The following is a 23,541-nucleotide window of genomic DNA, read 5'->3' as shown; positions in this document are numbered from 1 at the left end:
ATGAACACAGACTTTTCCTGGATGGCCTGGACGCTGCCGACGGCACTCTTTTTCGCGACCATCCTGCTGCTTTTGATCGGCATGGCAGTCTGGGAATATTGTTCGCCGGGCGGCAATCCGCGCCTCGGCATCCTACGCTTCGAAACGACGCGCGGCGACCGGCTTTTCATATCGCTGCTCGGCGCCGCCTTCATTCATCTCGCTTGGCTGGGCTTGGGAGGCCCAAGCCTGTGGTGGGCTCTTGCTCTCTCCGTGGTCTACGCCATCGGCGTCTTCCGTCTGGTCTGAGCAATCCGATATGGCGGCTGGGGTTCCCGGCCGTCCTGGCATGTACTCGCAACCTGTAGGGAGGAATTTATGCGAAGACATCTCTTGGCGACGACGGCTGTCGCTCTGCTGGCCATTGCCGGCACCGCGCACGCCGGCATGAACGAGGCAAAGGCATTCCTGGACAAGGAGATCGGCGATGTCTCGTCGCTCTCGCGCGCCGATCAGGAAAAGGAAATGCAATGGTTCATCGATGCGGCCAAGCCTTTCCAGGGCATGGAAATCAAGGTCGTATCCGAAACGCTGACGACCCATCAGTATGAATCGCAGGTTCTCGCGCCGGCCTTCACGGCCATCACCGGCATCAAGGTCACGCATGACGTCATCCAGGAAGGCGACGTCGTCGAGAAGATCCAGACCCAGATGCAGACCGGTCAGAACCTCTACGACGGCTGGGTCAACGATTCCGACCTCATCGGCACGCATTGGCGCTACAAGCAGGTACGCAACCTGACGGACTTCATGTCCGGCGAAGGCAAGGATGTCACCAATCCCGGTCTTGATCTCGCCGATTTCATCGGCACCAGCTTTACGACCGCGCCCGACAAGAAGCTCTACCAGCTTCCCGACCAGCAGTTCGCGAACCTCTACTGGTTCCGTTACGACTGGTTCAACGACGAGAAGAACAAGGCCGATTTCAAGGCCAAGTACGGCTATGATCTCGGCGTGCCGGTCAATTGGTCGGCCTATGAGGACATCGCCCAGTTCTTCACAGGCCGCGATGTCGATGGAAAGAAAGTCTTCGGCCATATGGATTATGGCAAGAAGGACCCGTCCCTCGGCTGGCGCTTCACCGATGCTTGGCTCTCCATGGCCGGCAACGGCGACAAGGGCCTGCCGAACGGCCTGCCTGTCGATGAGTGGGGCATCAAGGTCGATGCCAATTCCCGCCCGGTCGGCTCCTGCGTCGCACGCGGCGGCGATACCAACGGCCCGGCCGCCGTTTACTCCATCCAGAAATACCTCGACTGGCTGAAGGCTTATGCACCGCCGGAAGCACAGGGCATGACCTTCTCGGAATCCGGCCCGGTTCCGGCTCAAGGCAATGTCGCCCAGCAGGTCTTCTGGTACACGGCCTTCACCGCCGACATGGTCAAGCCCGGCCTGCCGGTCATGAACGCCGATGCCACCCCGAAATGGCGCATGGCGCCTTCGCCGCACGGTGTCTATTGGAAGGAAGGCATGAAGCTCGGCTATCAGGACGTCGGCTCCTGGACGCTGATGAAATCGACCCCGCTCGACCGCGCCAAGGCCGCATGGCTCTACGCGCAGTTCGTCACCTCGAAGACGGTGGACGTCAAGAAGAGCCATGTCGGCCTCACCTTCATCCGAGAATCCACCATCCGCGACAAGAGCTTCACCAAGCGCGCACCGGAACTGGGCGGCCTGATCGAGTTCTACCGTTCGCCGGCCCGCGTGCAGTGGTCGCCGACCGGTACGAACGTTCCTGACTATCCGAAGCTCGCCCAGCTTTGGTGGCAGGCGATCGGCGATGCCGCATCGGGTGCCAAGGATGCCCAAGGTGCCATGGACGCGCTTTGCGCCGATCAGGAACGCGTCATGCAGCGCCTGGAACGCGCCGGCGTTCAGGGCGACATCGGGCCGAAGCTCGCCGAAGAGCACGATCTTGCCTATTGGAACGCCGATGCCGTCAAGAACGGCCATCTTGCTCCACAGCTGAAGATCGCCGAAGAGAAGGAAAAGCCCGTCACCATCAACTATGACGAGCTGGTCAAGAGCTGGGCCGACGCGAAGAAATAATCGGCCATAGCGACCTTCGAAGTGACCGTGCCCTCCCTGAAGCGGACCTCAGGGAGGGCATAGTCTTTACAAGGCATCGAATGGCGAAATTGCCATCGCCATGCAACCGAAACAGGTGTCTGCGCACAGCTTGCGGCATGCGAAGACTTGATCTCGGGATTGACGCTGCGATAGAAATCACGACAAAGTGCGGTTCCGCGGGCCTTTCGATTGGGTTACCCTGGTGTTGGAAGAGGCTTCGTCGAGATCCCATGGCGAGAGAGAAAAAGTAGCTATGGCGAAAATTTCCGAAATGACAAAGCATCGCGGCTTTCCCTCAGGAATGCCCGGAACCGGTATTCAATTCACCATTCGGCGTGGCAATCCGAGAGGCGTTACGCCGATCAAAACCCTGCCTCGTCGCGCTCGTCCCGGCTCTGCCGAGCATCGGGTCGATGCGGCCTTCCTGCATGCACTTTGGCATCATTTCGGGCCGGATCCTTTCGAGCGCGGCAACCTCGATGCCGCCAGGCTGAACCTGCTTTTCGGGCGCGAAGTGCTGCCTGCAAGCAAGGAATTCGACCCTATGTCCTACGAAGCGATGCTGGTCATCAACGAAAAGCTGGCGCGGGAGAATTTTCCGGAAGCTTTCGATGATGTCATGGAGGTTTAGCGAAGCATTGAAGCGATCCCTAGAGCATCTTGCCAATTGCAGTCGCTCCGTGGCGCGATCGTGCCATAGTTCGTGGTTACGGTTTCAGGGCAAGAATGGGTCGGCGGCGGATTTGCTCGGCAATCGAGCTGACTTTGGTGGACCGATAAAGGCTCTGCCCGATTGTTCACGGCGGGGTTTCTGACATCTTTAAGATGCAGCACCATTGTCGGGTTGCCAAAAAACCATAATTATTCCACCAACATCACACATCAGACACGCAACGTACAAAATCGGATCAAGGCTTAATGCGTATAAAATATGGCTTTCTCAGCATGGTCCTGGCATTTGCTCCCCCGGCATTTGCCCAGGAATCCGGCCCACCTCCCGTTTTGACGCCGCTGCCGCAGCAGGGGCAGGCCGCGCATCTGAGCGCACAGTTCCTGGAGCGGTTTCACTATAAGCCCGTCCCGCTCGATGATGTTCTGTCAGCGAGGATCATGAACCGGTACATCAAGTCTCTGGATCCGGACCGCGTCATTTTCATGCAGACGGACATCGACAAGTTCATGGCCGGCAGCACGAAGATCGACGATGCGATCGACCAGGAAGACCTCAACATTCCGTTTTCCATCTTCAATCTTTATGAGCAGCGCGTTGTCGACCGGATGACCTATGCGCGCAGTCTGCTGAAACAGGGTTTCGATTTCAGCACAAAGGAAGACTACACCGTGTCGCGCGACAAGGATCCGTGGCCGCAGACGGAAGCCGAAAGTAATGAGCTTTGGCGCAAGCGCGTCAAGAGCGACTGGCTGCGCCTGAAACTGGCAGGCAAGGCCGATGCGGCGATCCGCGATACGCTCGACAAGCGCTATCAGAACTCGCTCGAGCGTGCATACAAATACAAAAACGACGATGTCTTCCAGACATTCATGGATGCCTACACGACGTCCGTCGACCCGCACACGGACTATTTCGGCGCAACGGCGTCCGCTGAATTCGACATCTCCATGAAGCTCTCTCTGGTGGGGATCGGCGCAGTCCTGCAGGAAAGAGACGACTACACGACCATCCGCGAACTCGTTGCGGGTGGCCCGGCGCAATTGTCCGGAAAGCTTGCCGTCGGCGATCGCATCATCGGCGTCGGACAAGGCGCGGATGGCCCGATCAAGGAAGTGGTGGGAACGCGTCTCGACGAAATCGTGCAGATGATCCGCGGCGCCAAGGATTCGGTCGTGCGTCTGGATATCCTGCCGGCGGATGCCGGACCGGATGGCAAGCACACGGTCATCAGCCTCGTGCGCGACAAGATCAGCCTGGACAAGCAAGCGGCCAAGAAGACCATTCTTTCGGTCAAGGATGGCGACTCTACGCGGAAGATCGGCGTGATTACGCTGCCTGCCTTCTACGAGGATTTCGAGGCTCGTCGTAAGGGCGACAAGGATTATCGCAGCGCAAGCCGCGATGTCGCCAAGCTGCTGGATGAACTCAAGCAGGACAACGTCGATGGTGTCGTCGTCGACTTGCGCAACAATGGCGGCGGCTCTCTGTCCGAGGCGATTGACTTGACGGGCCTGTTCGTCGGCAAGGGCCCGGTCGTTCAACAACGCGACGCTGATGGCAAGGTCGAAGTCGAGAGCGACGATCTTCCCACGCCGGCCTGGGCCGGTCCGCTGGGCGTGCTGATCAACCGTGGCTCGGCTTCGGCGTCCGAGATTTTTGCGGCAGCGATCCAGGATTACGGTCGCGGCGTCATCATCGGCGAACCGAGCTTTGGCAAGGGCACGGTACAGACCGTGGTCAATCTCGATCAGGTCGCTCACAATGCAAAGCCGAAATTCGGCGAGCTGAAGTTGACGGTCGCTCAGTTTTTCCGGGTGAATGGTGGCACAACGCAGCTGCGCGGCGTCACGCCCGACATCACCCTGCCGGGACTTTCCGACCCCAAGACCTTCGGCGAGGCGAGCTACGACAACGCGCTGCCTTGGAGCCAGGTCAAGCCGGCAAAATATACGGCTTCCGATACGATAAAGTCGTTGCTGCCGCAGCTGCAAAGCCGACACGAGGCCCGAATCCAGACCGATCAGGACTTCAAGCGCTTCGTTGAAGACGTCGCGGAACTGAAGACCCAGCGCGAAAAGAAGGTCGTCTCGCTCAACGAGGCTCAACGACGCGATGAGCTGGCGGCCCAGGCAAAGCGCCTGAAGTCACGCGAGCAGATCAATGATGGCGTGGATGTAGGCGAAGACGATGGCCTGCAGGCGAATGAGCGCAGCCTCAGCGACGATATCGCCATCGAGAAAGCCCGCAAAAACGCGAAGGATGTGCTGTTGAACGAAGCAGCCGCCATCGTAGCCGATGAAGCTGATCTTCTGCCTTCAGGGCAAAAGACTGCGGCACAGCGATCGGGAAATACGGTCGGCAAATAACGGCACTCAAGCAGGTCCGGCAACGGACTTGCCAAACCTTCATCATCGCCCGGCCAACAATGTGATCATCACAGCTGCTGGTCGGGCGAAGTTTTTCAAGCGGGCGAAAGCCTTGACGGAATCGTGAATCGGAGCACCCAGCTTTACTTCACGTTGTATTCACTTTTGGACTACTAAGGTTCGCTTGCTAATGACAAGGAACCGAATCAATGAAGAAGCTTTTCATCGCTGCGCTTGCGGCGACAACCCTCTCCGCCCCTCTTGCACAGGCTCAGGAATGGCCGCGCCATCATCGCGATAACCGTTCCGGCGAAGTTCATCGCAACATGCCGCCAAGGGATGCTGGACGACGTGGATGGGGTCCGCATCGCGGCAATGATGGTCCCGGTTACTATCACGGCTATCGCGGATATCGGGATCGCCGCCCCGGCTACCGCCGCAACAAGGACGGTCTTTGGTACCCGGCCGCCGCCTTCGCGCTTGGCGCCATCATCGGCGGCGCGCTGAACAACTGATGCCATCATGATCAAGGCGCTCCGCCTTGGCCAGCATGGTTGCAATACCGAGCGGCCGGGTCATCCCGGCCGTATTTGTTAGGTGGTCTTAGTCCCAGCCGGCGCTATCGGCTTTGCGCTCGTCGGGCGGCATTAATGAATCGGACGCCGATGACCGACCAACTCTTTCAAGCAACGATCTTTGTCGCCGCGTCGTCGATTGGCAGACGGCGCGCCATGGCGCTCAGCAGATCCGTCTGTGAAATCAGGCCGAGAACTCGCCGATCTCCGTCAACGACGATGACAGCATGCGTGCGCCCGTCCGTCAGCACCGGAAGCAGCGATAGGGCGGGATCGTCGATATCCGCAACCGCGGCTTCCGACAGGACATGTAGGATGGCGCCGTCACTTCGCGAAAGCTCGCGCAGGCCGACCGTTCCGATAAGCCGGCCGTCTCGATCCTTGACCGGCAGGGTGCGGATGTTGTGCTTCAGCAGAAGATGACGCGCATGATCCGGCTCCGTGTCCTCGCCGATCGCGATGACATCGCGCGACATGATATCGGCACAACGGATATCCCCATGCGACCTTACCGCCGCCTGTAATTCGACCTGACGCAACAACCGGCTCAGATCCTGCCGGTCGATATCGAACGCCTCGTCGAAGACGGCAAGCGCTGCGTCCAGATCCTCTTCCTGAAACCCCACTCGCAGGGCGGGCGGGATGTCACGGGTCTGATGCGTATTTTCCGCAGGCTTCGGCACGACATGCGGATAATTGCGTCGGGACAGCTTGTGAAATAGCAGCCCGAGCCCGACGAGCAGGCATGAATTCAGGCCAACCGGCACGAGCGGAAACAGGAAACCCCAACTTGCGACAACCGGCCCTCCGAGAACCGCCGTCAGAGCCGCGGCACCTCCCGGTGGGTGCAGGCAACGCGTTAGCGACATTGCACCAATGGCAAGCCCGACGCCGACGCCAATAGCAATGACCGGATCGTGAACAAGGTAAGCGGCAATGACGCCCATCATGGCGGAGATGGTGTTGCCGCCGATAATCGACCATGGCTGCGCAAGCGGACTTGCCGGAACGGCAAACAGCAGCACGGCAGAGGCGCCCATGGGCGCGACGATGAATGGAAGATACGGTCCCTGCCCGAACAGATAGCCGCTGATTGCGCCGGTAAGAGCAATACAGACGAGCGCACCAAGGCAGGCAATCAATCGGTCGCGCAGGGTTGCGCCGGCGAGGATCGGATCGAACAGGCGGAACCGGTGTGGCTTCGCTTTCGGGGCGTCGGGATTTTGCATAGGGAGCCAGTTTCCAGGAAGCAAGTTTGTGGGTAAGGCCGTTCGACCGCTAGTTTGTGATTAGCCGTGCGTCCCTGCCTTTGGTCGCAGCGAGAACCTCTTGAAACGCATCAAATGCGTTCGGGCGATCGTTTTTACGAGACAGAAGAACAGTGTCGACGACAGCGAGTTGATGCGTGAGCGAAGCTCCCGGCCAATGCATGAGATCCAGCACCGATTTTGGCATGACCCCGGCGCATTTGCCGGTGGCAACGCTGGCGAGGATTGCGTGGTAGGAGCCGAGCTCGCTTGTCTGGACGGCACTCGATTTGCGTGCCCAGCCTTCTGCGATCCGCCGATAGGTGCATCCCGGTTCCAGAGCAGCAATTGATGTGACCTGCAAGTCGGCGGCCGAACGGATCGTCGGGTGACCTGATGGCAAGACCAGCAACAACTCCTCGACGAAGATCGGTTCGGCCGTAAGCTGGCGGAGTTCGGCATCGAAGCCAATGTCCTCGTCCCGCATCCCTTTTGGCGGCGAGGCGATCAATGCGCAGTCCAAGGTCCCGAGCAGCACATCTCGGGCAAGCTCGCGCGACGCGCCGAGGCTGAGCTGCAATGATACGTCCGGCCACATATGATTGAACTGGCTGAGCGCCGCCGGCAAACGGCTTGCCGCCGTACTTTCCATCGCTCCCACGCGCAGTGTTCCCGAAGGCCGCAAGGGCCGCACTGCCTGCCGCGCTTCAAGCGCGAGCGCTGCGAGCCGGTTGGCGTAAACAAGGAAGGTCTCGCCTTCTTTGGTCAGGGTCATCTTCTTGCTATCGCGGCTGAACAGCAACGCGCCAAGGTCGTCCTCGAGCTGCTGGATACGCGTCGTTACGTTTGACGGTACCCGACCGACCGCCTTTGCAGCTTTCGTCACGCTCCGATCACGCGCCACCGCGAGAAATATGTCGATTGATGAAAGGTCCAAAGAACAATCTCTATTCGGAAATTAAATCTGCCTATCGTTCCCTATATAAAAATCATTGTCGCAGCTCAAGCGCGTTTGTGCCGCACTTCGAACGGGCCGACGCACGAAGAAACCGGCTGTTCGAATGGAGCCGAGCTGGAACCCGATTCCCCGCTTGACGACATCATGCACCTGGCGTCTATTCCCGCACCGGTCAGGATGTTTCATGTCCCGAGAAATCAATCATTCCAAAGGATATTGCGACCGGAGCGATGACAGGCAAGGACACCGATATGGAATTGACGCCTCGATTGATCGGACGAAGGGTCGTGCTCGAGACGATGGAAAGGGCTCATCGCGACGCGCTGCTGGCTGCTGCATCCGATGGCGAGCTTTGGAAGCTGGAGGTGACCAATGTTCCCGGCGCCGACAGCATGGATGAATACATCGAAACAGCGCTTCGCGGCTGGGACGAAGGTACGGTTATCCCGTTTGTCACGACAATTGACGGCAAGGTGATCGGAAGCACCCGGTTCTGGAAACTCGATCGCAAGAACCGAAACGTCGAGATAGGCCATACCTGGATCGCACAATCCTGGCAGCGCAGCATTGCCAATACCGAGGCCAAGTTTCTGATGTTGCAATACGCCTTTGAAACGCTTGACCTGATCCGGGTTCAATTCACGACCGATGAACTCAATCAGCGCTCGCGATCCGCCATTCTCAGACTTGGAGCGGTGGAGGAAGGTCTTATTCGAAACGAGCGCATCATGCCGAACGGACGCAAGCGAAACTCCTTGCGCTTCAGCATCATCGATGATGAGTGGCCCGGCGTGAAAGCACGCCTTCTCGAAAGATTGGGCGCCTCCGAGTGAGCGGTGCCGCTCACTCGGAAACAGCAATGTTTAGGCTTGATAGAGGCCGGTAAGACTTGCTTCGGCCAACGTGTGCTTTTGAGCTTGCGTCCACATAGCCTCGACGCCGACAGCCTCCGGCAGCGTCAATCTCGGAACATCGAGAGCCGCGATACGGAAGATATAGCGATGGGGCGGATCTCCGTCCGGCGGCTGCGGGCCGTCATAGCGCGCGTTGCCGAAATCGTTCTGGTAGAAGCGCAAAGCGCCCTCCTGCGATGTGTCTATGCTTTCGGCGAGGCTGGTCCAGCGCGCCGGGATATTGGCGATGCCGCAATGCCGGAATGTCCCGCTCGGCGCATCCGGATCTTCGACGATCAACGCAAAGCTTCGCGTATCCTCCGGGGCTCCACCCCAGGCCAGCGGCGGAAACATATTCTTGCCCTCAAGTGCATATTTTTCCGGTATCGGCTCCGCGTCCGCAAAGGCTTTGCTGATCAATATCAAGGCCATAAAATCCTCCTGCATGTCATGGATGCCGCCCATTCGGCATTCCCCGGACCCAAGGCGGAATCCATTACGGCCAGCATTGTTCCCTTTAAAAATCGGCTTGAATGATCTTTGCCGGCTCATATGAAGCAATGCGCGCAATCCTATCGACGCATGTCGCCGAATTGTTCCGGCCCACGATCATGAGCCATGGCGGCATGTCGGAACGTCATTTTCAAAGCCGACCTTTACTTTGAAGCGATGCCCCATAGTTAAACACCAGTCGTGATTGAGTTTTCTCTATCGGAGGTGCTTCCATGCTAGGTATGTCTGTGCTGATCGGAATTCTGATCACCTTTCTGGTGATCGTCCTTGTTCTCTATCTGGTTCAGCGCCTGCCGCTCGACGGTCGCACCCGCCAGATCGTCCAGATCATCGTCATCATCATCGGCATCCTGTCTCTGCTGCGATATCTATCCGTCTGGTAGAAGGACAGCACCTGCTCGCGGCTCCCACTCGAGCCCTCGCCTGGGATCTTCTCGATCAGCCTGCTTTTCGATGAAGATCCTAAGGAACCAAAGCCGGGGCGATATCGTTCCTGAAAGCAAACCATATCATCAAGCAGGAGATCATCATGGCCGACATCGCGCCGGACAAGGACATCAACGCCCAGATCGACGAGCTTCGCAATCAGATCGACAGGCTTTCGACCGATCTCGCCAGGAGGATCGATACGGCCTCCGAGCACGCGGACGAAGCGCTTTCGTTCGCGAAGACCAAAGTTTCGGCCGTTGCAAACCAGGCTCGGGAAGAAGGGCGGAACGTAGTTCGCACCGCTAAGGAAAACCCGACAGCGACAAGTTCGATCCTTCTCGGCACAGCACTCGTCGGCTTCGTCGCCGGTTTGCTGATCGGCAGATTGAACGATTGATCTCGAAGATTTTGCTTTGATTCTGAAACCAGACCTCGATCGATTGACCGGGGTCTTTTCTTCGCGAACAACAGCCTGTTTCAACGCCTGACATTCTGCTTTCACGAGGGTGTTTCGTACGCATGGCATGCTACAGCGATTATGGGTGAAACACGTTGAAACGCGCACTTCCTATATTTTGCCTTTTAGGTTTGACCTGCTTGTCGCCGGTGCCGAGCTTTGCGGACGTATCTTCGTCGAACCAGGCGGAGGCAGCCGCTTCGTTTCAGGCTGTCGATGCGCTGGCTCGACAGACGAGAGCACGAGGAGACTTGCCGCGCTGGTCAAATCCGCAGGAAGCCGCTGTTCTCAAGCGCTTCTGGGATGTCACGAAGACGCTCGGCGCATCACCCTACACGTCCAACGATGTCCCAGCGCTCCTGACGATCGCGGATCGCGCCGGCGCGCTCTACAAGACCTACCTGTTGTTTTCGCCTCAGGCGGGAGCGTTGCCCGATACCGCATCAAACACAGCGAAATATCAGGATGAGATATCGCGTGCCGTCGCCTATCTGCTGCGCATTCAGTCGGCGGAACTCGAGGCCATGACCGACTTTGTCAAATCGCTTCCGGCTGCAGAAATGAATGCCGCCCGGCGCGCCGGCTTGAAGCAGGTGCATCTCGGCATCAACGAGATGATCACCAGCGCCATTCTGATGATACGTTCACCCGGTTTGCAGACCGCCAATCGTGACATTCTGCTCGCGGCCCTGCAGGATAGCGCCAATCTCATGGCGGCATCGACACCAAAAGCGGACAGGATGGCGCTCGTCGCGCAGATCGATACGATTATACCGGCACTGGACGACCAACAACGACCAAAAGCTCTGGCCGTCAAAGCGGCATTCGAACAGAGCGCATGCAGCCCGCTTTGCGCGCTTGACGAGCAGTAGGCGCGGCACGATAGTTATGCCGCGACTGCCGGCTGCGCCGATTTTTTTGAACGAGATTGCCGACCTGTTATGCAATCACGCCGTCTACCAGCCAGAAGCGCTCTTTGAACGCCTTCCCATCGCCAGCATCCATATAACGTTTCAGCTCCTGCTCGGCATCGAGGCCGGGGAAAATCTCTCCTATCTGCGAGGCGTACTTCATGATCGCTTCGAACTTACGCTTGAAATCGACATCGATATCTATCGGCTGCTTGATCTTCCAGGCCGTTCTGCCGATCGCCGCGGCAACGCTGTCCGGAAAATCCGTTGGAAACAGGCCGCCTGAATAAGGCATATCCTCATAAAGGTAGAGATCCGTATTCCCGTATGGATATCCGCTTCGGAAGACCTCCGAGGTGATGACGTGGTCGATGTGACGGCCAACCGTCATCGGGCAGAGGATAACGGTTGGTCGAATAGAGCCCATCCAATCGGCAAACAAGGCGCGCAGGGGTTCCCGCACCGGATCCCCGATATTCGGCGGCGAGAAAACCGCCTTGCGGCTGGCATAGAGGAACTTGCCGCTATCGTCCCGGCGATAGATGGCGTCCAGCATCCCGGCATGAATATAATCAGCCCCGAGCGACCGGATTGAAACGATATCTTCCGCGCGGCGCGCCTCGTAAGGTTTGGCACCCAAATTCCACCATGCATGCAATTCCTGCACAAACGGGGAGGGTTCACCGTCGAACTCCGCATCGGCAGTGAAGATGGTCGCCGCGACGACGGTTGCGCCGCCCTGAACGGCTCGATCCATCAGACCGCCGGCGCTCAAAACCGCGTCATCGAGATGAGGCGACAGGATCAGGATGCGGTCGTCTTTGCCAAGCTTGTCGAGCATTTAAATGTTCCGTTTTCGAATTCCGGGGATCGCCTCTGGAGCGTCCGGTTATTTTCGTGAAATGGTTGAGCTTTTTGCGTCTGGGCGCAAGACCGAATTGGAAGATGCTTGATAAGTGCGCCTCTCGCCAGGGCTTGCGAACCGCCGACGAATATCACTCTACCCTCATAAGCCAGATTTGACTGATGCTGCCCTTGGAGCGTTGAATGGAGCTTCGATAATAAGGCTCGGTAGGCGCAGCCTGCGCGAATATCAAGTCGATAAACAATTACTGATTGATTTTCGATGCAATCCAAACAGCCCCTTTTCCTTTCTGCCATGCAAATAGCATCCGTTTCGATTCCACTGGTTGCAATTCTAACGATCAAACGCTACCACTTTTTCGCTTGGGATCACCCTTGAAATCGGGACAATGTGGGGAGCGATGGTAGTTAAGCACCCCCCTAAACAAAACGGAGCCCCAAAAGATGGGATTTGGTGAAGCTGTTCGTACCGTTCTGACTGAGAAGTATGTAACGTTTTCCGGAAGAGCATCTCGCTCGGAATTCTGGTGGTTTATACTGTTTTACTGGCTCGTAGCACTCGCGCTCGGCATCATCGCCGGATTGACCGGCGCCTTCTCCGATATACAAAACGGCCCCTCGGCAATGCTGATCGGTGTCGGAATTATCGGCGGTTTGTTTGCGCTCGCAATGTTCCTGCCAATGATTTCTCTTCAGGTTCGCCGCTTCCATGACCGCAACATTTCCGGTTGGTGGTATCTCGGCCTGTTCATCCTCAGCATGATCCCTTACATCGGCATCATTGCCGGCATTGCGATCTTTGTGATCAGCGTGCTCAGAGGCACGGACGGACCGAACAAGTTCGGCGCCGATCCGCTTCGTCCAGACGCCAGGGCAGAGGTGTTTGCATAAAATATGTTGATCCGCGGCGTCAGCCTGCTGATATTGGGCCTGTGTTTTGCCGCATCGGCCCACATTCACGCTGCACAGGCGCAAGAAGATCGCTCGGCTCTGCTTGGAAGCACTGGTCATCCGACCAGTGCTGTCGCCGTTGAGTACAACGCGCAGTGCTTGCGCAATGGCCTGCGTTGCACCCTTGTCTATGCCGATGCGGCCAAGGCAGCTGAAACAGCGCAGAAGGCGACGCCTTCTGAAAACGGGCAGCCATTTAGTCCCGGCGAACCGTTGATGAACGGCCCGACGGCAATTGTTGTCGTTATCGTCGGGCTTATTGCCGTCATCGGTCTTTGGATGCGCTTCGGGAATGGCGGTGTTCTGTTGTCGCAAGCGCCGCGTGAGATGAAGCAACGCCATGACGAAGCGCCGGAAAGCTGGCGCTCCGTTGTGCCTCAAGCCCAGGAGCGGCCCGGCGACTTCCTGCAGCGAATTGCCAACATGAAAGATCGCAGGCAGGCGCTCGTCCTGCTTTTACGGCATTGTTTGCTTCACGCCGCCGATATCACCGAGACGAGACTGTTTCGTTACGACACCGAACGCGCCGTTTTGGGTCGTCTGCCGGAGAGCCTGCCAGGGCGTGAGCGGCTTGAAAATCTGCTCAACGAGGCGGAACTGGTTCACTACGGCGGCCGTGTCCTTGCGGAAAGTCAATTCACGACGCTGCTCGACACAGCACGCGGGTTTCTCTCGAGCGGCAGAATGGTGAATGCGTAATCTCGGGTTGCTATTGATTGTCGTCTTGCTGCTCGGGCTCGCCGCGCTGGCGTTCTTCGTATCGCCGCCAGATGGCGACTATGACCGCTCGCCGCTCGGCAGCAAAGGGTTACAGGTTTGGTTGCAGTCCAAGGGGATACCGGTCATCCGATCCGATGCGCATGTGACGCGGCAACGCTCGGAAATCTCGCTTCGTATCCTGCCGCTGCCAATCTCGCAGACCAAGCCCACGGAAAAACAGGGGAGCGAGGACAAGACCGGCGATCGCTTCGAGCCCTGGGTCTATGAGGCGAAACTCTACGAGCTCCCAACGCTGATCATATTGCCGAAATGGCGCGATAGCGTCGGCAAGGACGGTATCGCGCGCGAATCCGCGCTGGTGCCATTTGCCGATCTCTATCGTGACCTAGCCAAGGCCTACCCTCCCGATCTCTATCTCAAAAGGCTGGGTCCCGATTTCGAGGAAGCGCAGCTGACGCTAGCGCCAGACCAGTCAAAGAAAGTTGCCCTGTACCGCGCGCAGGTATTCTATCGCTCCAGCCTGCCAACCGATTGCAAGGAGCTTGCAGGCATACCGGCGGGCGCACTGCTTCTGCGATGTGAGGATAGCCTGCCTCTCTATCTTCTCTCGGATCCCGATCTATTGAACAATCACGGGCTTTCCCTGGCCGAAAACGCCGCCTTCGCCGTCTCGATGATCCAGAAGCTGCGCGGCGAGAACGAGACGCGGCCAGTCTATCTGGACACGAGGGGCCAGTTGCTCGAGACGGAAGAACCGGTCGATGAGGGCAGAACCTATGAGCGCTCCGCCAATGATCTGAAACGCTTCTTTGCCTATCCGCTGTCCGTCATCTGGGGAACGATCCTGCTTGTCGTCGTCATATGCCTCTGGCGCGGAGCCTATAGGTTCGGGCCCCCGGTTACCGACACCTCTTCCAACATCGAAATGTCGAAGACGGCAGCCATCGAAGCCACGGCGCGATTGCTGCGACTTTCGGGAAACGACGGCCGGATGACGGCGCAATTCGTGCAGCATCTCCTGTCGGACAAGGCCGTTCTACTGTTTGGAAGCGGGGCCGGGAATGAAGCCGGCATCGAGCGGATGTTCCAGCGTTTGGCCCGTCGCGATCAGACGTCGGCCGCTGCCTTGCAGTCCGCAGCGCAGCTATTGATCGAGCGAGGGCATGTCATGACGCGGTCAGACCTGTATCGCAATCTCGAAACATTCAGGAAATTGCTAGGGAGCACCGACCTTGGATCTAGGTGAATTTCGCAATCTCGTCGCAACGGTTCGCGGCGAAATCGGTAAGGCGGTGCAAGGGCAGGACGCGCTGATCGATCTCGTTCTGATCTCGTTGTTTGCCCGTGGCCATTGCCTCGTCGAAGGGCCTCCGGGCACCGCCAAAACCCTGCTTGCTCGCGCAGTGTCCGCCGTCATGGAGCTGGAATATCGCCGCATTCAGTTCACCCCCGACCTGATGCCCGGCGACGTTCTCGGCATCAATCTCTTCAACTTTCAGACCAACCAATTCCATCTGACAAAGGGTCCGGTTTTTACCGACATCCTGCTTGCCGATGAAATCAATCGTGCGCCGCCAAAGACGCAATCAGCGCTGCTGCAGGCGATGAACGAGCGTACGATCACGATCGACGGCACCGATTACTCCCTCGGCCCGGACTTCTTCGTGCTTGCGACGCAGAACCCGATCGAACAGCAAGGAACGTATCCCCTGCCCGAAGCGCAGCTGGATCGTTTCCTTTTCAAGCTCGTCGTCGATTTCCCGGATCGCGGTACCGAAATCGCCATCCTGTCCAAGCATGCGGGTCTGGCGCTCAACTCGGATGTTCGCAACGCCGGCATCCAACCGCTTGTATCGAGCGCGACGCTCGCGGCGGGACGCGCCTTGATCGACAATATCCGTCTGGATACGACGATTCTCACCTATGTCGTCGACCTGGTGCGCGCCACCCGCTCGGATCCCGATATCCTTCATGGCGCATCGACGCGCGCCGCGGATGCCCTTGCATCGGCCGTGCGGGTGCGGGCGGCTTTCGAAGGCCGCGATTACGGCTTGCCGGACGATGTGCAGGCGCTTCTGGTCCCGGCCCTGCGCCACAGAATCGTTCTGTCGCCCACGGCGGAAATCGACGGACGCACGACGGACGAAGTCCTGCGCAATATTAAGAACCGCGTGGACGCACCTCGTTAAATGCGGCCCTCGTCACGCCTGATCGCCCTTGTTCTGATCCTGACCGCCATGACCGTAATCGTCAGCGTGTGGCGATCGGATATGAATTTGCCGCTGCTCATCCTGTGGCTGGCGCTTTCGGCATTGACGGTGATCGATCTCGCGCTGTCGGCCTTTTCCGGACGGGTCAAGGTGCAGGTCGACATGCCGCCCCAAGGCTTTGTCGGACAAACGGCGCGGCTGACGGTTGAGATCGCGCCGCACAGACGTTCGCTGCCTTCCGGGATCGAAATGCGACTCGATCTGGCGCCGGAACTGGCGACCCCTGAAAACACCAGGCCAGCTATTTTGCCCGCCAGCGATGGCCGTCGGGTGAAGAGTTCGATCGATCTTGGTCTATCGCGACGCGGGCAATATGCCGTTCACAACCTCTGGCTAAAGTGGCCGTCACGATTGAAGCTGCTCGATATGATCGCGCGCTTACCGATCAAGAAAGAGATCACCGTCATACCGGACGTGTCGCCCGTGCTCTCGGGCGCAATACAGACCCAGATATTGCCGCTCGAATCTGGTCAGAAGGATTTGCGGCTGCGCGGCGAAGGATCGGAATTCCACCAGTTGCGCGAATTTGCGGCGGGCATGGATCCGCGCAGCATCGACTGGAAACGCTCCGCTCGCATGCGCAGCCTCGTCGTGCGCGAGATGCGGGCCGAACGAAATCACCAGATCATTCTGTGCGTCGATTCCGGAAGGCTGATGGCCGAGCAACTGGCGGGACTGTCGAAGCTCGACCGCGCCATCAACGCCGCTCTGGCCATGTGCTGGGCGGCGGGACTTGCCGGCGATCTCGTCGGCTTCTACAGCTTCGACAGCCGCCCGAGGCTGTTCGTGCCGGCTCTGCCCGGGCGGCCCGCATTTCCCCGCCTGCAAACGCTCTGCGCGCAGCTGCGATATGAAACTCAGGAAACCAATCACACGCTGGGGCTGACCCATTTGTCCGGTCGGCTGAAGCGCCGTTCACTGATCGTGATATTCTCCGATTTCGTTGACACCATCACGGCGGAGCTGATGATCGAGAATATACAGGTTTTGGCTCGACATCATTTCATCGTCTATGTCGCCTTGCGCGATCCGATGCTGTCCCGGCTGACCGAACCGGAGGAAATGACGCCCGACACCATTGCCCGCTCGGTTGCTGCCCGGCAGATCCTGCAGGAAAGGCGCGCGGTGTTGGAGAAACTGGCGCGTCTGGGCGTGCTCTGCCTCGACAGCACGCCAGAAGCCCTGACCACGGACCTCGTGGCACGTTATATCGAAATCAAATCGCGCGAGATGATATGACCGATATTGGGATCGATGACAGGATAACCATGAGCGCGACGGTGGATCCCGCCGTTCAGCAAACCGATCTGTTGCGTTCCGCACGATTTCGGCTGGAGCGGGAAACGCATTGGCGCCGCCTGGACGAGCTGGTGACGCGCGCCGAAAAAGGCGGTGCTGCGGCCCTCAGTTACGAAGAAGTCCGTGACCTCTCTGCCGAATACAGACAGGCCATGAATTCCTTGAGCGTTGCTCGTGACATCTCGCTCGATCGGGCCATGATCGCCTATCTCGAAAGCCTGTGCGCCCGAGCCTATCTTGTTGTCTACGCCCCGCAGGAAAGCCTCGGCGGCCTGACGCTGCGCCTGATCACGCACGGGATTCCGCAGGCTGTGCGCCGGTCGGCGCTGCCTCTGTTTATCGGCTTTCTGGCGCTGATCCTGGGAGCGGCCGCCGGCTACAAGCTTTATGTGAACGATTCCAGCTGGCTCTATACCTTCGTTCCCCAGGAGTTGGCCGATCAGCGGACGCCCGAAGCGTCGGCCGACTACCTCCGATCCACCATCTACGGTGACGAAAGCCATGGCAGCGACAAGCTGGCCGCGTTTTCGACCTTCCTGTTCTCTCACAACACCTCGATCGTCATTCTCATCTTCACGCTCGGAATCTTCCTGTCCGTTCCAAGTTTCATCCTGACGTTCTACAATGGGCTGATGCTCGGTGCGTTTTTTGCGATGTTCAAGGAGAAGGGGCTGGGCTACGACGTGTTTGCGTGGCTGTCCATTCACGGCGTGACCGAGCTTGCAGCGATTGCCATTGCCTGCGCCGGCGGCGCAAGACTAGGGCTCGCCGTTTTGCTGCCGGGGTCTCGAAGCCGCCGCGATGAGTTGCGGCACCAGGCGCGTGATGCGGTCAAGCTGGCCATTCTCGCGGCCCTCATGCTCGTCGTTGCCGCATTCATCGAAGGTTTCCTGCGTCAACTCATTCAGGACCCGATCCTGCGCATCGTCATCGGCTGGGGAATGGGCGTCTTCTGGACGAGCTGGCTGCTGTTTTCCGGCCGTGAAGGCAAAGCGTTGCACGGATCCCGCGGATGAACCAACACGTCCAGACCAACAAGCGCATTGAGCAATTCATCCCGCCGGAAGGCGTGCCGATCAATTTCGCGATCGCCTCGCTCGGCGCTCGTCTCGGGGCACAGTGCCTGGACCTTATCTTCACGCTTCTACTGGTGTTTGTCTGCGCTCTCGTCGTGATCTTCAGCCGCTCCCTCTCCCCCGAGGCCGGCATGACGTTGTTCCTGCTTTTGGCGTTCCTGACACGCACGCCTTACTACATTCTCTCGGAACTCGTCTGGAACGGACGCACGCTTGGAAAGCGGATCGTCGGAGTCCGTGTCGTCAATGTCAACGGCCGGCGCCTCACGCCCCATCAGGTCGTCGCCAGAAACCTCATGAAGGAAGTGGAGATCTTCACTCCGCTGACCTTCATTTTTGCCGTAAGTTCGATGTCGGGCTGGGAAATAGCCGTGGCGGTCATCTGGGTTCTGGTGATCCTGATCGTGCCGCTCGCCAATCGACGCAGGCAGCGTTTGGGCGATATCATTGCCGGTACGCTCGTCGTCGACAATCCACGCTCGGTGCTACTGTCCGATCTCGCGATCGCCACGCCGCTGACCACATCCTCTCAGACAATGTTCGACTTCCAGCCGGAGCATCTCGACGTCTACGGGAAGTATGAGTTGCAGACGCTTGAAGACGTTCTTCGCGACCCGACGAAGAACTCCTATAGCGAGGAGATCGTGCAGATCACACGGACGATCATCCGGAAGATCGGCTACTCCGACCCTGTGAAATCCGGGCAGGAACTCGCTTTCCTGGCTGCCTTCTACCGGGCGCAGCGCGAGCATCTGGAAACGCTGAGGCTCTTTGGCACGCGTCGCGAAGACAAGTTCCACCAGAAGCAGAAGAGCGAATAAAACATGCCGATCTATCCGTGGATGGTGACACCGGTCCTGGCTGCGCTTTTTATTCTCTATGTCTTTTGGCGCCTCACGCGCAACACACGATCGAAACTGAAAAACGCCAAAGCCGCCCCCCTATCGGAAATCTCCGGTGAAGGAACCAAGGTGCCGCTTGTCGCTGCTTTCGGTGGATGGAAATCGATCCCGTGGATCGCGTCCACAAGCTCCAATATCGCACCGCTGCTGATCCTGTACGAAGCGGATTTCGAGTATCGCGTCATCCGCCGGAAGCGCCGGCCTTACACCGATATCTCGAATGTTGATCTGCGCACGGCGTGGCGCACCGTGAATGTCGTCCTCGAATTCCACGACTCGATCAGAAGCTTCGTCGGCAATACGGCAAACGAGGCAAATGCCGTGGCAGCGCTCAAGATCCTTGAAAGCAAGGGATGCCCTCTGAGCGAGCGTGCCCGTGCCGCGCTTCAAGATGAAATCAGATAAATCGGGCGGCCATCGCTGAAAATTGCAAAACCGGTTGGCTTTGTCATTTAACCCTTATAGGATTGCACCTATATCGCGTTTGACAGATGGATTAGATCCATTGGAACGTGACAATAAATGGTGACAGTCTGAGTTTTGACCGCGTCATCGCTCCGTTCCTCCCCCGTCAGCCTCGCAGACATAGCCAGAAAAACTAGAATGTCTTTCGCGAATTGCAGGGAAATCCGGCTCTAGCGCGCGGAGCCCTTAAAAGCGCACAATCCCCCACGCTGCGAAACGTCTGACAGGCGCTTCTCGTGGCCCGCATCGGAGGAGATGCCGGCAAGTCACATGACATTCACGAGCGTCTGGAACGCTTAGGGAGGAATAATGCTCGAAAGACTTTTCAAATTGAGTGAGCACGGCACGTCCGTTCGCACCGAACTCATCGCTGGCGTGACGACGTTCTTGACGATGTCCTACATCATCTTCGTCAATCCGGATATTCTGTCGACCACCGGCATGGACCGGAATGCGATCTTCGTCGCCACCTGTCTTGCTGCGGCATTGGGCTCCATCGTCATGGGTCTGGTCGCCAATTGGCCGATCGGCCTTGCGCCGGGCATGGGACTAAACGCCTTCTTTGCCTTCACTGTCGTCGCAGCACTCGGTTTCACCTGGCAGCAGGCGCTCGGCGCTGTCTTCATCTCCGGCGGCATCTTCCTGCTGTTGACCGTCACCGGTGTGCGCAGCTGGCTGATTGCCGGCATTCCCCGCTCGCTCAGAAGCGCGATTGCCGCCGGTATCGGCTTGTTTCTGGCGATCATCGCGCTGAAGAGCGCCAATATCGTGGTCGCCAACAAGGCGACGCTGATCGGGCTTGGCGATCTCAAGCAGACAGGACCTCTTCTTGCGATCTTCGGCTTCTTCGTGATTGCCGTTCTGGATGCGATGCGCGTGAAAGGCTCGATCCTGATCGGCATTCTGGCCGTCACAGTCCTCTCGTGGATTTTCGGCGTCAGCCAGTTCCACGGCGTCGTCTCCATGCCGCCGTCCATGCTGCCCACCTTCATGCAGCTCGATATCGTCGGCGCTCTGCATGGCGGCCTGGTTCATATCATTCTCGTCTTCGTGCTCGTCGAGGTTTTTGACGCGACCGGAACGCTGATCGGCGTCGCCAAGCGGGCGAAACTGATCGAGGAAGGCAAGCCGAGCCGCCTCAGCCGGGCGCTGCTTGCCGACAGTGTGGCCATTGTGGCGGGCTCGCTGATGGGCACCAGCAGCACCACAGCCTATGTCGAAAGCGCCTCGGGCGTTCAAGCCGGCGGCCGCACAGGCCTGACGGCATTGACCATTGCCGTGCTCTTTATCGCAGCGCTGTTCTTCTCGCCGCTCGCAGCTTCCGTTCCCGCTTATGCGACCGCACCTGCCCTGCTCTACGTCGCCGGCCTGATGATGCGCGAATTGACGGAAATCGAATGGGACGATCTGACCGAGGCGGCACCGGCAGCACTCACCGCCTTGGCAATGCCCTTTACCTACTCGATTGCCAACGGCCTTGCATTCGGCTTCATCAGCTATGTGGTGCTCAAGGTTTGCACTGGACGCTGGTCGACGCTACATCTGGCGACACAGATCGTAGCCGCCCTGTTCATCGTGCGCTTCGCCTTCTTCGCAGACTGAGCAAACCAAACCTCATGGCGCCGGGGCATCCGAAGCGAAGCCCCGGCTTCTTTGTGTCTATGTGCACGGCATGAACCTTAGGAATCCTCGCGCAATAGATGTGACGCGGAATTCAGCTCTTGCATTGGCATACGATAAAACGGGGCGCTGCGATTGCAGCGCCCCGTTTTCATTCGGCCTTACGATCGCCTCAGCGGATCAAAAATGGCTCTTCGAAGAAATGCTCTTCCAGATTGACGCCTTCGCCGCCGCGATCGATCACGGCAAAGTCGGACACGCCGTCGAGCGGCGTGAGGATGCCGTGCCAGACATTGCGGCCGATGTTGACCCCCTGCCCCGGCTTCGTGCGGAAGGCCAGCGGCTCGGCCGGTCCATTCGCGGTTTCCTTCGCGACGACGACCAGAAACGGATGTTCCGTCAACGGGATGAAAGCCTGGCTGCCGAGAGGATGCCGCTCCACCATCTTCAGCTCCAGCGGCAATGGATAGGGCTGTCCGCGCAGCAGGCTGATCATCGCCCGGGCTTTGCCGCCCGTCGTCTCGACCTTTGCAAGATCATGATATCGAACGCATTTTCCCGCGTTGATAGGATAGTTATACGCCCCTTCCATTTCGATCACCTCGCCAAAGGGAAAGAAGGCGACATTGGTCAGGGGTTGGATCTCGATCATTTTCATTCGCGCTCTCCTCAATCGTTCCGGCCAACACTCAGGCCGCGCTGCGCTGTCCGACCCCGTGCCGGCCTTCTCCTTCGGGAAGCAAGGCCGCCAGCCGCAGAAATGCGATGCGCTCCACCTGACGGCAGGCAGCGGCGAATTCGGTATTGCGATCGTTGCCGAGCCGTGCCTCGAATGCGGCCAGAATTCCCGATTTGGAATGGTCACGCACGGCGATGATGAACGGGAAGCCGAATTTCGCGACGTAACGGTCGTTGAGTTCGGTGAAACGACGCCGCTCCTCATCCGTCAAGGCATCTAGGCCGGCAGAGGCCTGCTCTTGCGTCGAGCTCTCCGTCAGGCGCTTTGCCTGTGCCAGCTTGCCGGCGAGATCCGGGTGTGCGACGAGCACGGCGAGCCGCTCCTCCTCACTTGCCGCGCGAAACTGGAAGACAAGCGCCGCATGAAGGCCGATCGCGGTATCATTCGCCGGCGAAAGTTCGCCCGCAAAGGCACGCCGGGCAATCCAGGGCGAATGTTCGAAAACACCGCCGAAACGCTGGACGAAGACGGCCTCCGGCATGCGCGTCGGCTTCTCGACGCCTGGCATTGGCGGATGGTGCTGCGCCCAATGTCTGGCGATATCGACGCGGCGCGCGATCCAGACCTTTTCATGGCTCTGGACGTAGTCGATGAAGCGGGCAAGCGCCATCACGCGTCCCGGGCGGCCGATGAGGCGGCAGTGCAGGCCGATGCTCATCATCTTCGGACATCCCGCTGCCCCCTCTGCGTAAAGCGCATCGAACGTATCCTTCAGGTAGCTGAAGAATTGATCGCCGCTGTTGAAGCCCTGCGGCGTCGCAAAGCGCATATCGTTGGTATCTAGCGTGTAGGGAATAATCAGCTGGTGACGGCCGTCATATTCGCGCCAATAGGGCAGATCGTCGGCATAGCTGTCTGAGATGTAATCGAAGCCGCCCGCTTCCGTCACCAGATCGACAGTATTGGCCGAACAGCGCCCGGTGTACCAGCCACGAGGCCGCTCGCCGGTCACAAGCGTGTGTAGCCGAATGGCCTTGTCGATCGCTTCGCGCTCCTGTTCGCGCCCCATGTCCTTGTGCTCGACCCATTTGAGTCCGTGCGAGGCAATTTCCCAGTTGGCTTCCAACATGGCGGCAACCTGCGCCGGCGATCGCTGCAACGCTGTCGCGACCCCGTAGACGGTCACCGGCAACTGTCTATCCGTGAAAAGCCGGTGCAGGCGCCAGAAGCCGGCGCGGGCGCCATATTCATAGATCGATTCCATGTTCCAATGGCGCTGGCCAGGCCACTGGGTGGCACCGACGATCTCAGAAAGAAAGGCCTCAGACGCCGCGTCGCCATGCAGCACGCAGTTCTCGCCCCCCTCTTCGTAGTTCAAGACGAATTGCACGGCGATGCGTGCCTCGTCCGGCCACAGAGACGCCGGCGGCGTCCGGCCATATCCGTGCATGTCACGGCAATATCGCATGAAACACTCCTCCCAATGTTTTCGATGGCGAATTTCTAACCGCAAATCGCGCGCGCTATTCCCCTTGGAAAATTTGAAAGTCTCGAACGATACCGG

At 58.6% G+C, this 23,541-nt stretch carries 23 protein-coding genes and 1 pseudogene; 18 read left to right on the top strand and 6 right to left on the bottom strand.

Going from position 1 to position 23,541, the window contains the following annotated elements:
• From HGP17_RS29780 to HGP17_RS29760, 5 genes and pseudogenes are all read left to right on the top strand, one after another.
• Nucleotides 1–288 (top strand): DUF2160 domain-containing protein, encoded by a 288-nt coding sequence (locus HGP17_RS29780; protein WP_168814918.1) that lies wholly within the window; start codon nucleotides 1–3, stop codon nucleotides 286–288.
• Between the two features lie 69 nt (nucleotides 289–357).
• The gene (locus tag HGP17_RS29775) at nucleotides 358–2,088 is read left to right on the top strand and encodes an ABC transporter substrate-binding protein (protein WP_168814917.1); all 1,731 of its coding nucleotides are present in this window, start codon (nucleotides 358–360) and stop codon (nucleotides 2,086–2,088) included.
• A 274-nt stretch (nucleotides 2,089–2,362) separates the two neighbouring features.
• Nucleotides 2,363–2,740 (top strand): hypothetical protein, encoded by a 378-nt coding sequence (locus tag HGP17_RS29770; protein ID WP_168814916.1) that lies wholly within the window; start codon nucleotides 2,363–2,365, stop codon nucleotides 2,738–2,740.
• A gap of 287 nt (nucleotides 2,741–3,027) precedes the next feature.
• A complete protein-coding gene (locus HGP17_RS29765; protein WP_168814915.1) occupies nucleotides 3,028–5,148 on the top strand; it encodes a carboxy terminal-processing peptidase in 2,121 nt (706 codons plus the stop codon).
• A 242-nt stretch (nucleotides 5,149–5,390) separates the two neighbouring features.
• A pseudogene (locus HGP17_RS29760) lies at nucleotides 5,391–5,654 on the top strand (BA14K family protein); the annotation flags it as partial.
• A 176-nt stretch (nucleotides 5,655–5,830) separates the two neighbouring features.
• On the opposite strand, the gene HGP17_RS29755 reads toward HGP17_RS29760, so the two are convergent.
• Nucleotides 5,831–6,952 (bottom strand): HPP family protein, encoded by a 1,122-nt coding sequence (locus HGP17_RS29755; protein ID WP_168814913.1) that lies wholly within the window; start codon nucleotides 6,950–6,952, stop codon nucleotides 5,831–5,833.
• 49 nt (nucleotides 6,953–7,001) lie between these two features.
• Nucleotides 7,002–7,907 (bottom strand): LysR substrate-binding domain-containing protein, encoded by a 906-nt coding sequence (locus HGP17_RS29750; protein WP_168814912.1) that lies wholly within the window; start codon nucleotides 7,905–7,907, stop codon nucleotides 7,002–7,004.
• A 272-nt stretch (nucleotides 7,908–8,179) separates the two neighbouring features.
• On the opposite strand from HGP17_RS29750, the gene HGP17_RS29745 reads away from it, so the two are divergent.
• Entirely contained in the window at nucleotides 8,180–8,761 is a 582-nt protein-coding gene (locus HGP17_RS29745) for a GNAT family protein (protein WP_205926192.1), read from the top strand.
• Between the two features lie 30 nt (nucleotides 8,762–8,791).
• On the opposite strand, the gene HGP17_RS29740 is transcribed toward HGP17_RS29745, so the two are convergent.
• The gene (locus tag HGP17_RS29740) at nucleotides 8,792–9,253 is read right to left on the bottom strand and encodes a YbhB/YbcL family Raf kinase inhibitor-like protein (protein ID WP_168814909.1); all 462 of its coding nucleotides are present in this window, start codon (nucleotides 9,251–9,253) and stop codon (nucleotides 8,792–8,794) included.
• 302 nt (nucleotides 9,254–9,555) lie between these two features.
• Here HGP17_RS29740 and HGP17_RS29735 point away from each other — a divergent pair, with 302 nt between their 5' ends.
• From HGP17_RS29735 to HGP17_RS29725, 3 genes are all read left to right on the top strand, one after another.
• Complete coding sequence (locus tag HGP17_RS29735) at nucleotides 9,556–9,717, top strand: Thivi_2564 family membrane protein (protein WP_348649008.1); 162 nt, start codon at nucleotides 9,556–9,558, stop codon at nucleotides 9,715–9,717.
• 146 nt (nucleotides 9,718–9,863) lie between these two features.
• Entirely contained in the window at nucleotides 9,864–10,160 is a 297-nt protein-coding gene (locus HGP17_RS29730; RefSeq protein ID WP_168814906.1) for a hypothetical protein, read from the top strand.
• 311 nt (nucleotides 10,161–10,471) lie between these two features.
• Nucleotides 10,472–11,092 (top strand): hypothetical protein, encoded by a 621-nt coding sequence (locus HGP17_RS29725; protein WP_246704286.1) that lies wholly within the window; start codon nucleotides 10,472–10,474, stop codon nucleotides 11,090–11,092.
• Between the two features lie 67 nt (nucleotides 11,093–11,159).
• Here the strand turns inward: HGP17_RS29725 and HGP17_RS29720 are convergent, their stop codons facing one another.
• Complete coding sequence (locus HGP17_RS29720) at nucleotides 11,160–11,972, bottom strand: PIG-L family deacetylase (RefSeq protein WP_168814904.1); 813 nt, start codon at nucleotides 11,970–11,972, stop codon at nucleotides 11,160–11,162.
• Between the two features lie 467 nt (nucleotides 11,973–12,439).
• On the opposite strand from HGP17_RS29720, the gene HGP17_RS29715 reads away from it, so the two are divergent.
• The 9 genes from HGP17_RS29715 (at nucleotide 12,440) to HGP17_RS29675 (ending at nucleotide 21,280) form a co-directional block, all read left to right on the top strand.
• Entirely contained in the window at nucleotides 12,440–12,886 is a 447-nt protein-coding gene (locus HGP17_RS29715) for a DUF805 domain-containing protein (protein WP_168814902.1), read from the top strand.
• A gap of 3 nt (nucleotides 12,887–12,889) precedes the next feature.
• Nucleotides 12,890–13,645 (top strand): hypothetical protein, encoded by a 756-nt coding sequence (locus tag HGP17_RS29710; RefSeq protein ID WP_168814900.1) that lies wholly within the window; start codon nucleotides 12,890–12,892, stop codon nucleotides 13,643–13,645.
• A complete protein-coding gene (locus tag HGP17_RS29705; protein ID WP_168814898.1) occupies nucleotides 13,638–14,912 on the top strand; it encodes a hypothetical protein in 1,275 nt (424 codons plus the stop codon). The genes HGP17_RS29710 and HGP17_RS29705 overlap by 8 nt, the downstream gene beginning before the upstream one ends.
• A complete protein-coding gene (locus HGP17_RS29700) occupies nucleotides 14,899–15,855 on the top strand; it encodes a MoxR family ATPase (protein ID WP_168814896.1) in 957 nt (318 codons plus the stop codon). Before HGP17_RS29705 ends, HGP17_RS29700 begins: the two co-directional genes overlap by 14 nt.
• Nucleotides 15,856–17,175, top strand: a complete 1,320-nt coding sequence (locus HGP17_RS29695) for a DUF58 domain-containing protein (protein ID WP_168814894.1) — start codon at nucleotides 15,856–15,858, stop codon at nucleotides 17,173–17,175. It abuts the gene before it with no gap.
• Nucleotides 17,172–18,251 (top strand): stage II sporulation protein M, encoded by a 1,080-nt coding sequence (locus HGP17_RS29690; protein WP_168814893.1) that lies wholly within the window; start codon nucleotides 17,172–17,174, stop codon nucleotides 18,249–18,251. The genes HGP17_RS29695 and HGP17_RS29690 overlap by 4 nt, the downstream gene beginning before the upstream one ends.
• Entirely contained in the window at nucleotides 18,248–19,132 is an 885-nt protein-coding gene (locus HGP17_RS29685; protein ID WP_168814892.1) for an RDD family protein, read from the top strand. Before HGP17_RS29690 ends, HGP17_RS29685 begins: the two co-directional genes overlap by 4 nt.
• A 3-nt stretch (nucleotides 19,133–19,135) precedes the next feature.
• Nucleotides 19,136–19,618, top strand: coding sequence for a hypothetical protein (locus HGP17_RS29680; RefSeq protein WP_205926191.1), 483 nt, complete (start codon nucleotides 19,136–19,138; stop codon nucleotides 19,616–19,618).
• A gap of 369 nt (nucleotides 19,619–19,987) precedes the next feature.
• Nucleotides 19,988–21,280 (top strand): NCS2 family permease, encoded by a 1,293-nt coding sequence (locus HGP17_RS29675; protein WP_168814891.1) that lies wholly within the window; start codon nucleotides 19,988–19,990, stop codon nucleotides 21,278–21,280.
• Between the two features lie 190 nt (nucleotides 21,281–21,470).
• On the opposite strand, the gene HGP17_RS29670 is transcribed toward HGP17_RS29675, so the two are convergent.
• Nucleotides 21,471–21,956, bottom strand: coding sequence for an ureidoglycolate lyase (locus tag HGP17_RS29670; protein WP_168814890.1), 486 nt, complete (start codon nucleotides 21,954–21,956; stop codon nucleotides 21,471–21,473).
• A 31-nt stretch (nucleotides 21,957–21,987) separates the two neighbouring features.
• Nucleotides 21,988–23,445, bottom strand: a complete 1,458-nt coding sequence (gene puuE / locus HGP17_RS29665; RefSeq protein WP_168814889.1) for an allantoinase PuuE — start codon at nucleotides 23,443–23,445, stop codon at nucleotides 21,988–21,990.
• Nucleotides 23,446–23,541 lie beyond the last annotated feature (96 nt).

Source organism: Rhizobium sp. P38BS-XIX, assembly GCF_012641435.1.
In the GTDB taxonomy this organism is placed as follows: Bacteria; Pseudomonadota; Alphaproteobacteria; order Rhizobiales; family Rhizobiaceae; genus Rhizobium.
Note: the sequence above shows the minus strand (reverse complement) of the source record. Positions and strands in the feature narration are given on the sequence as shown.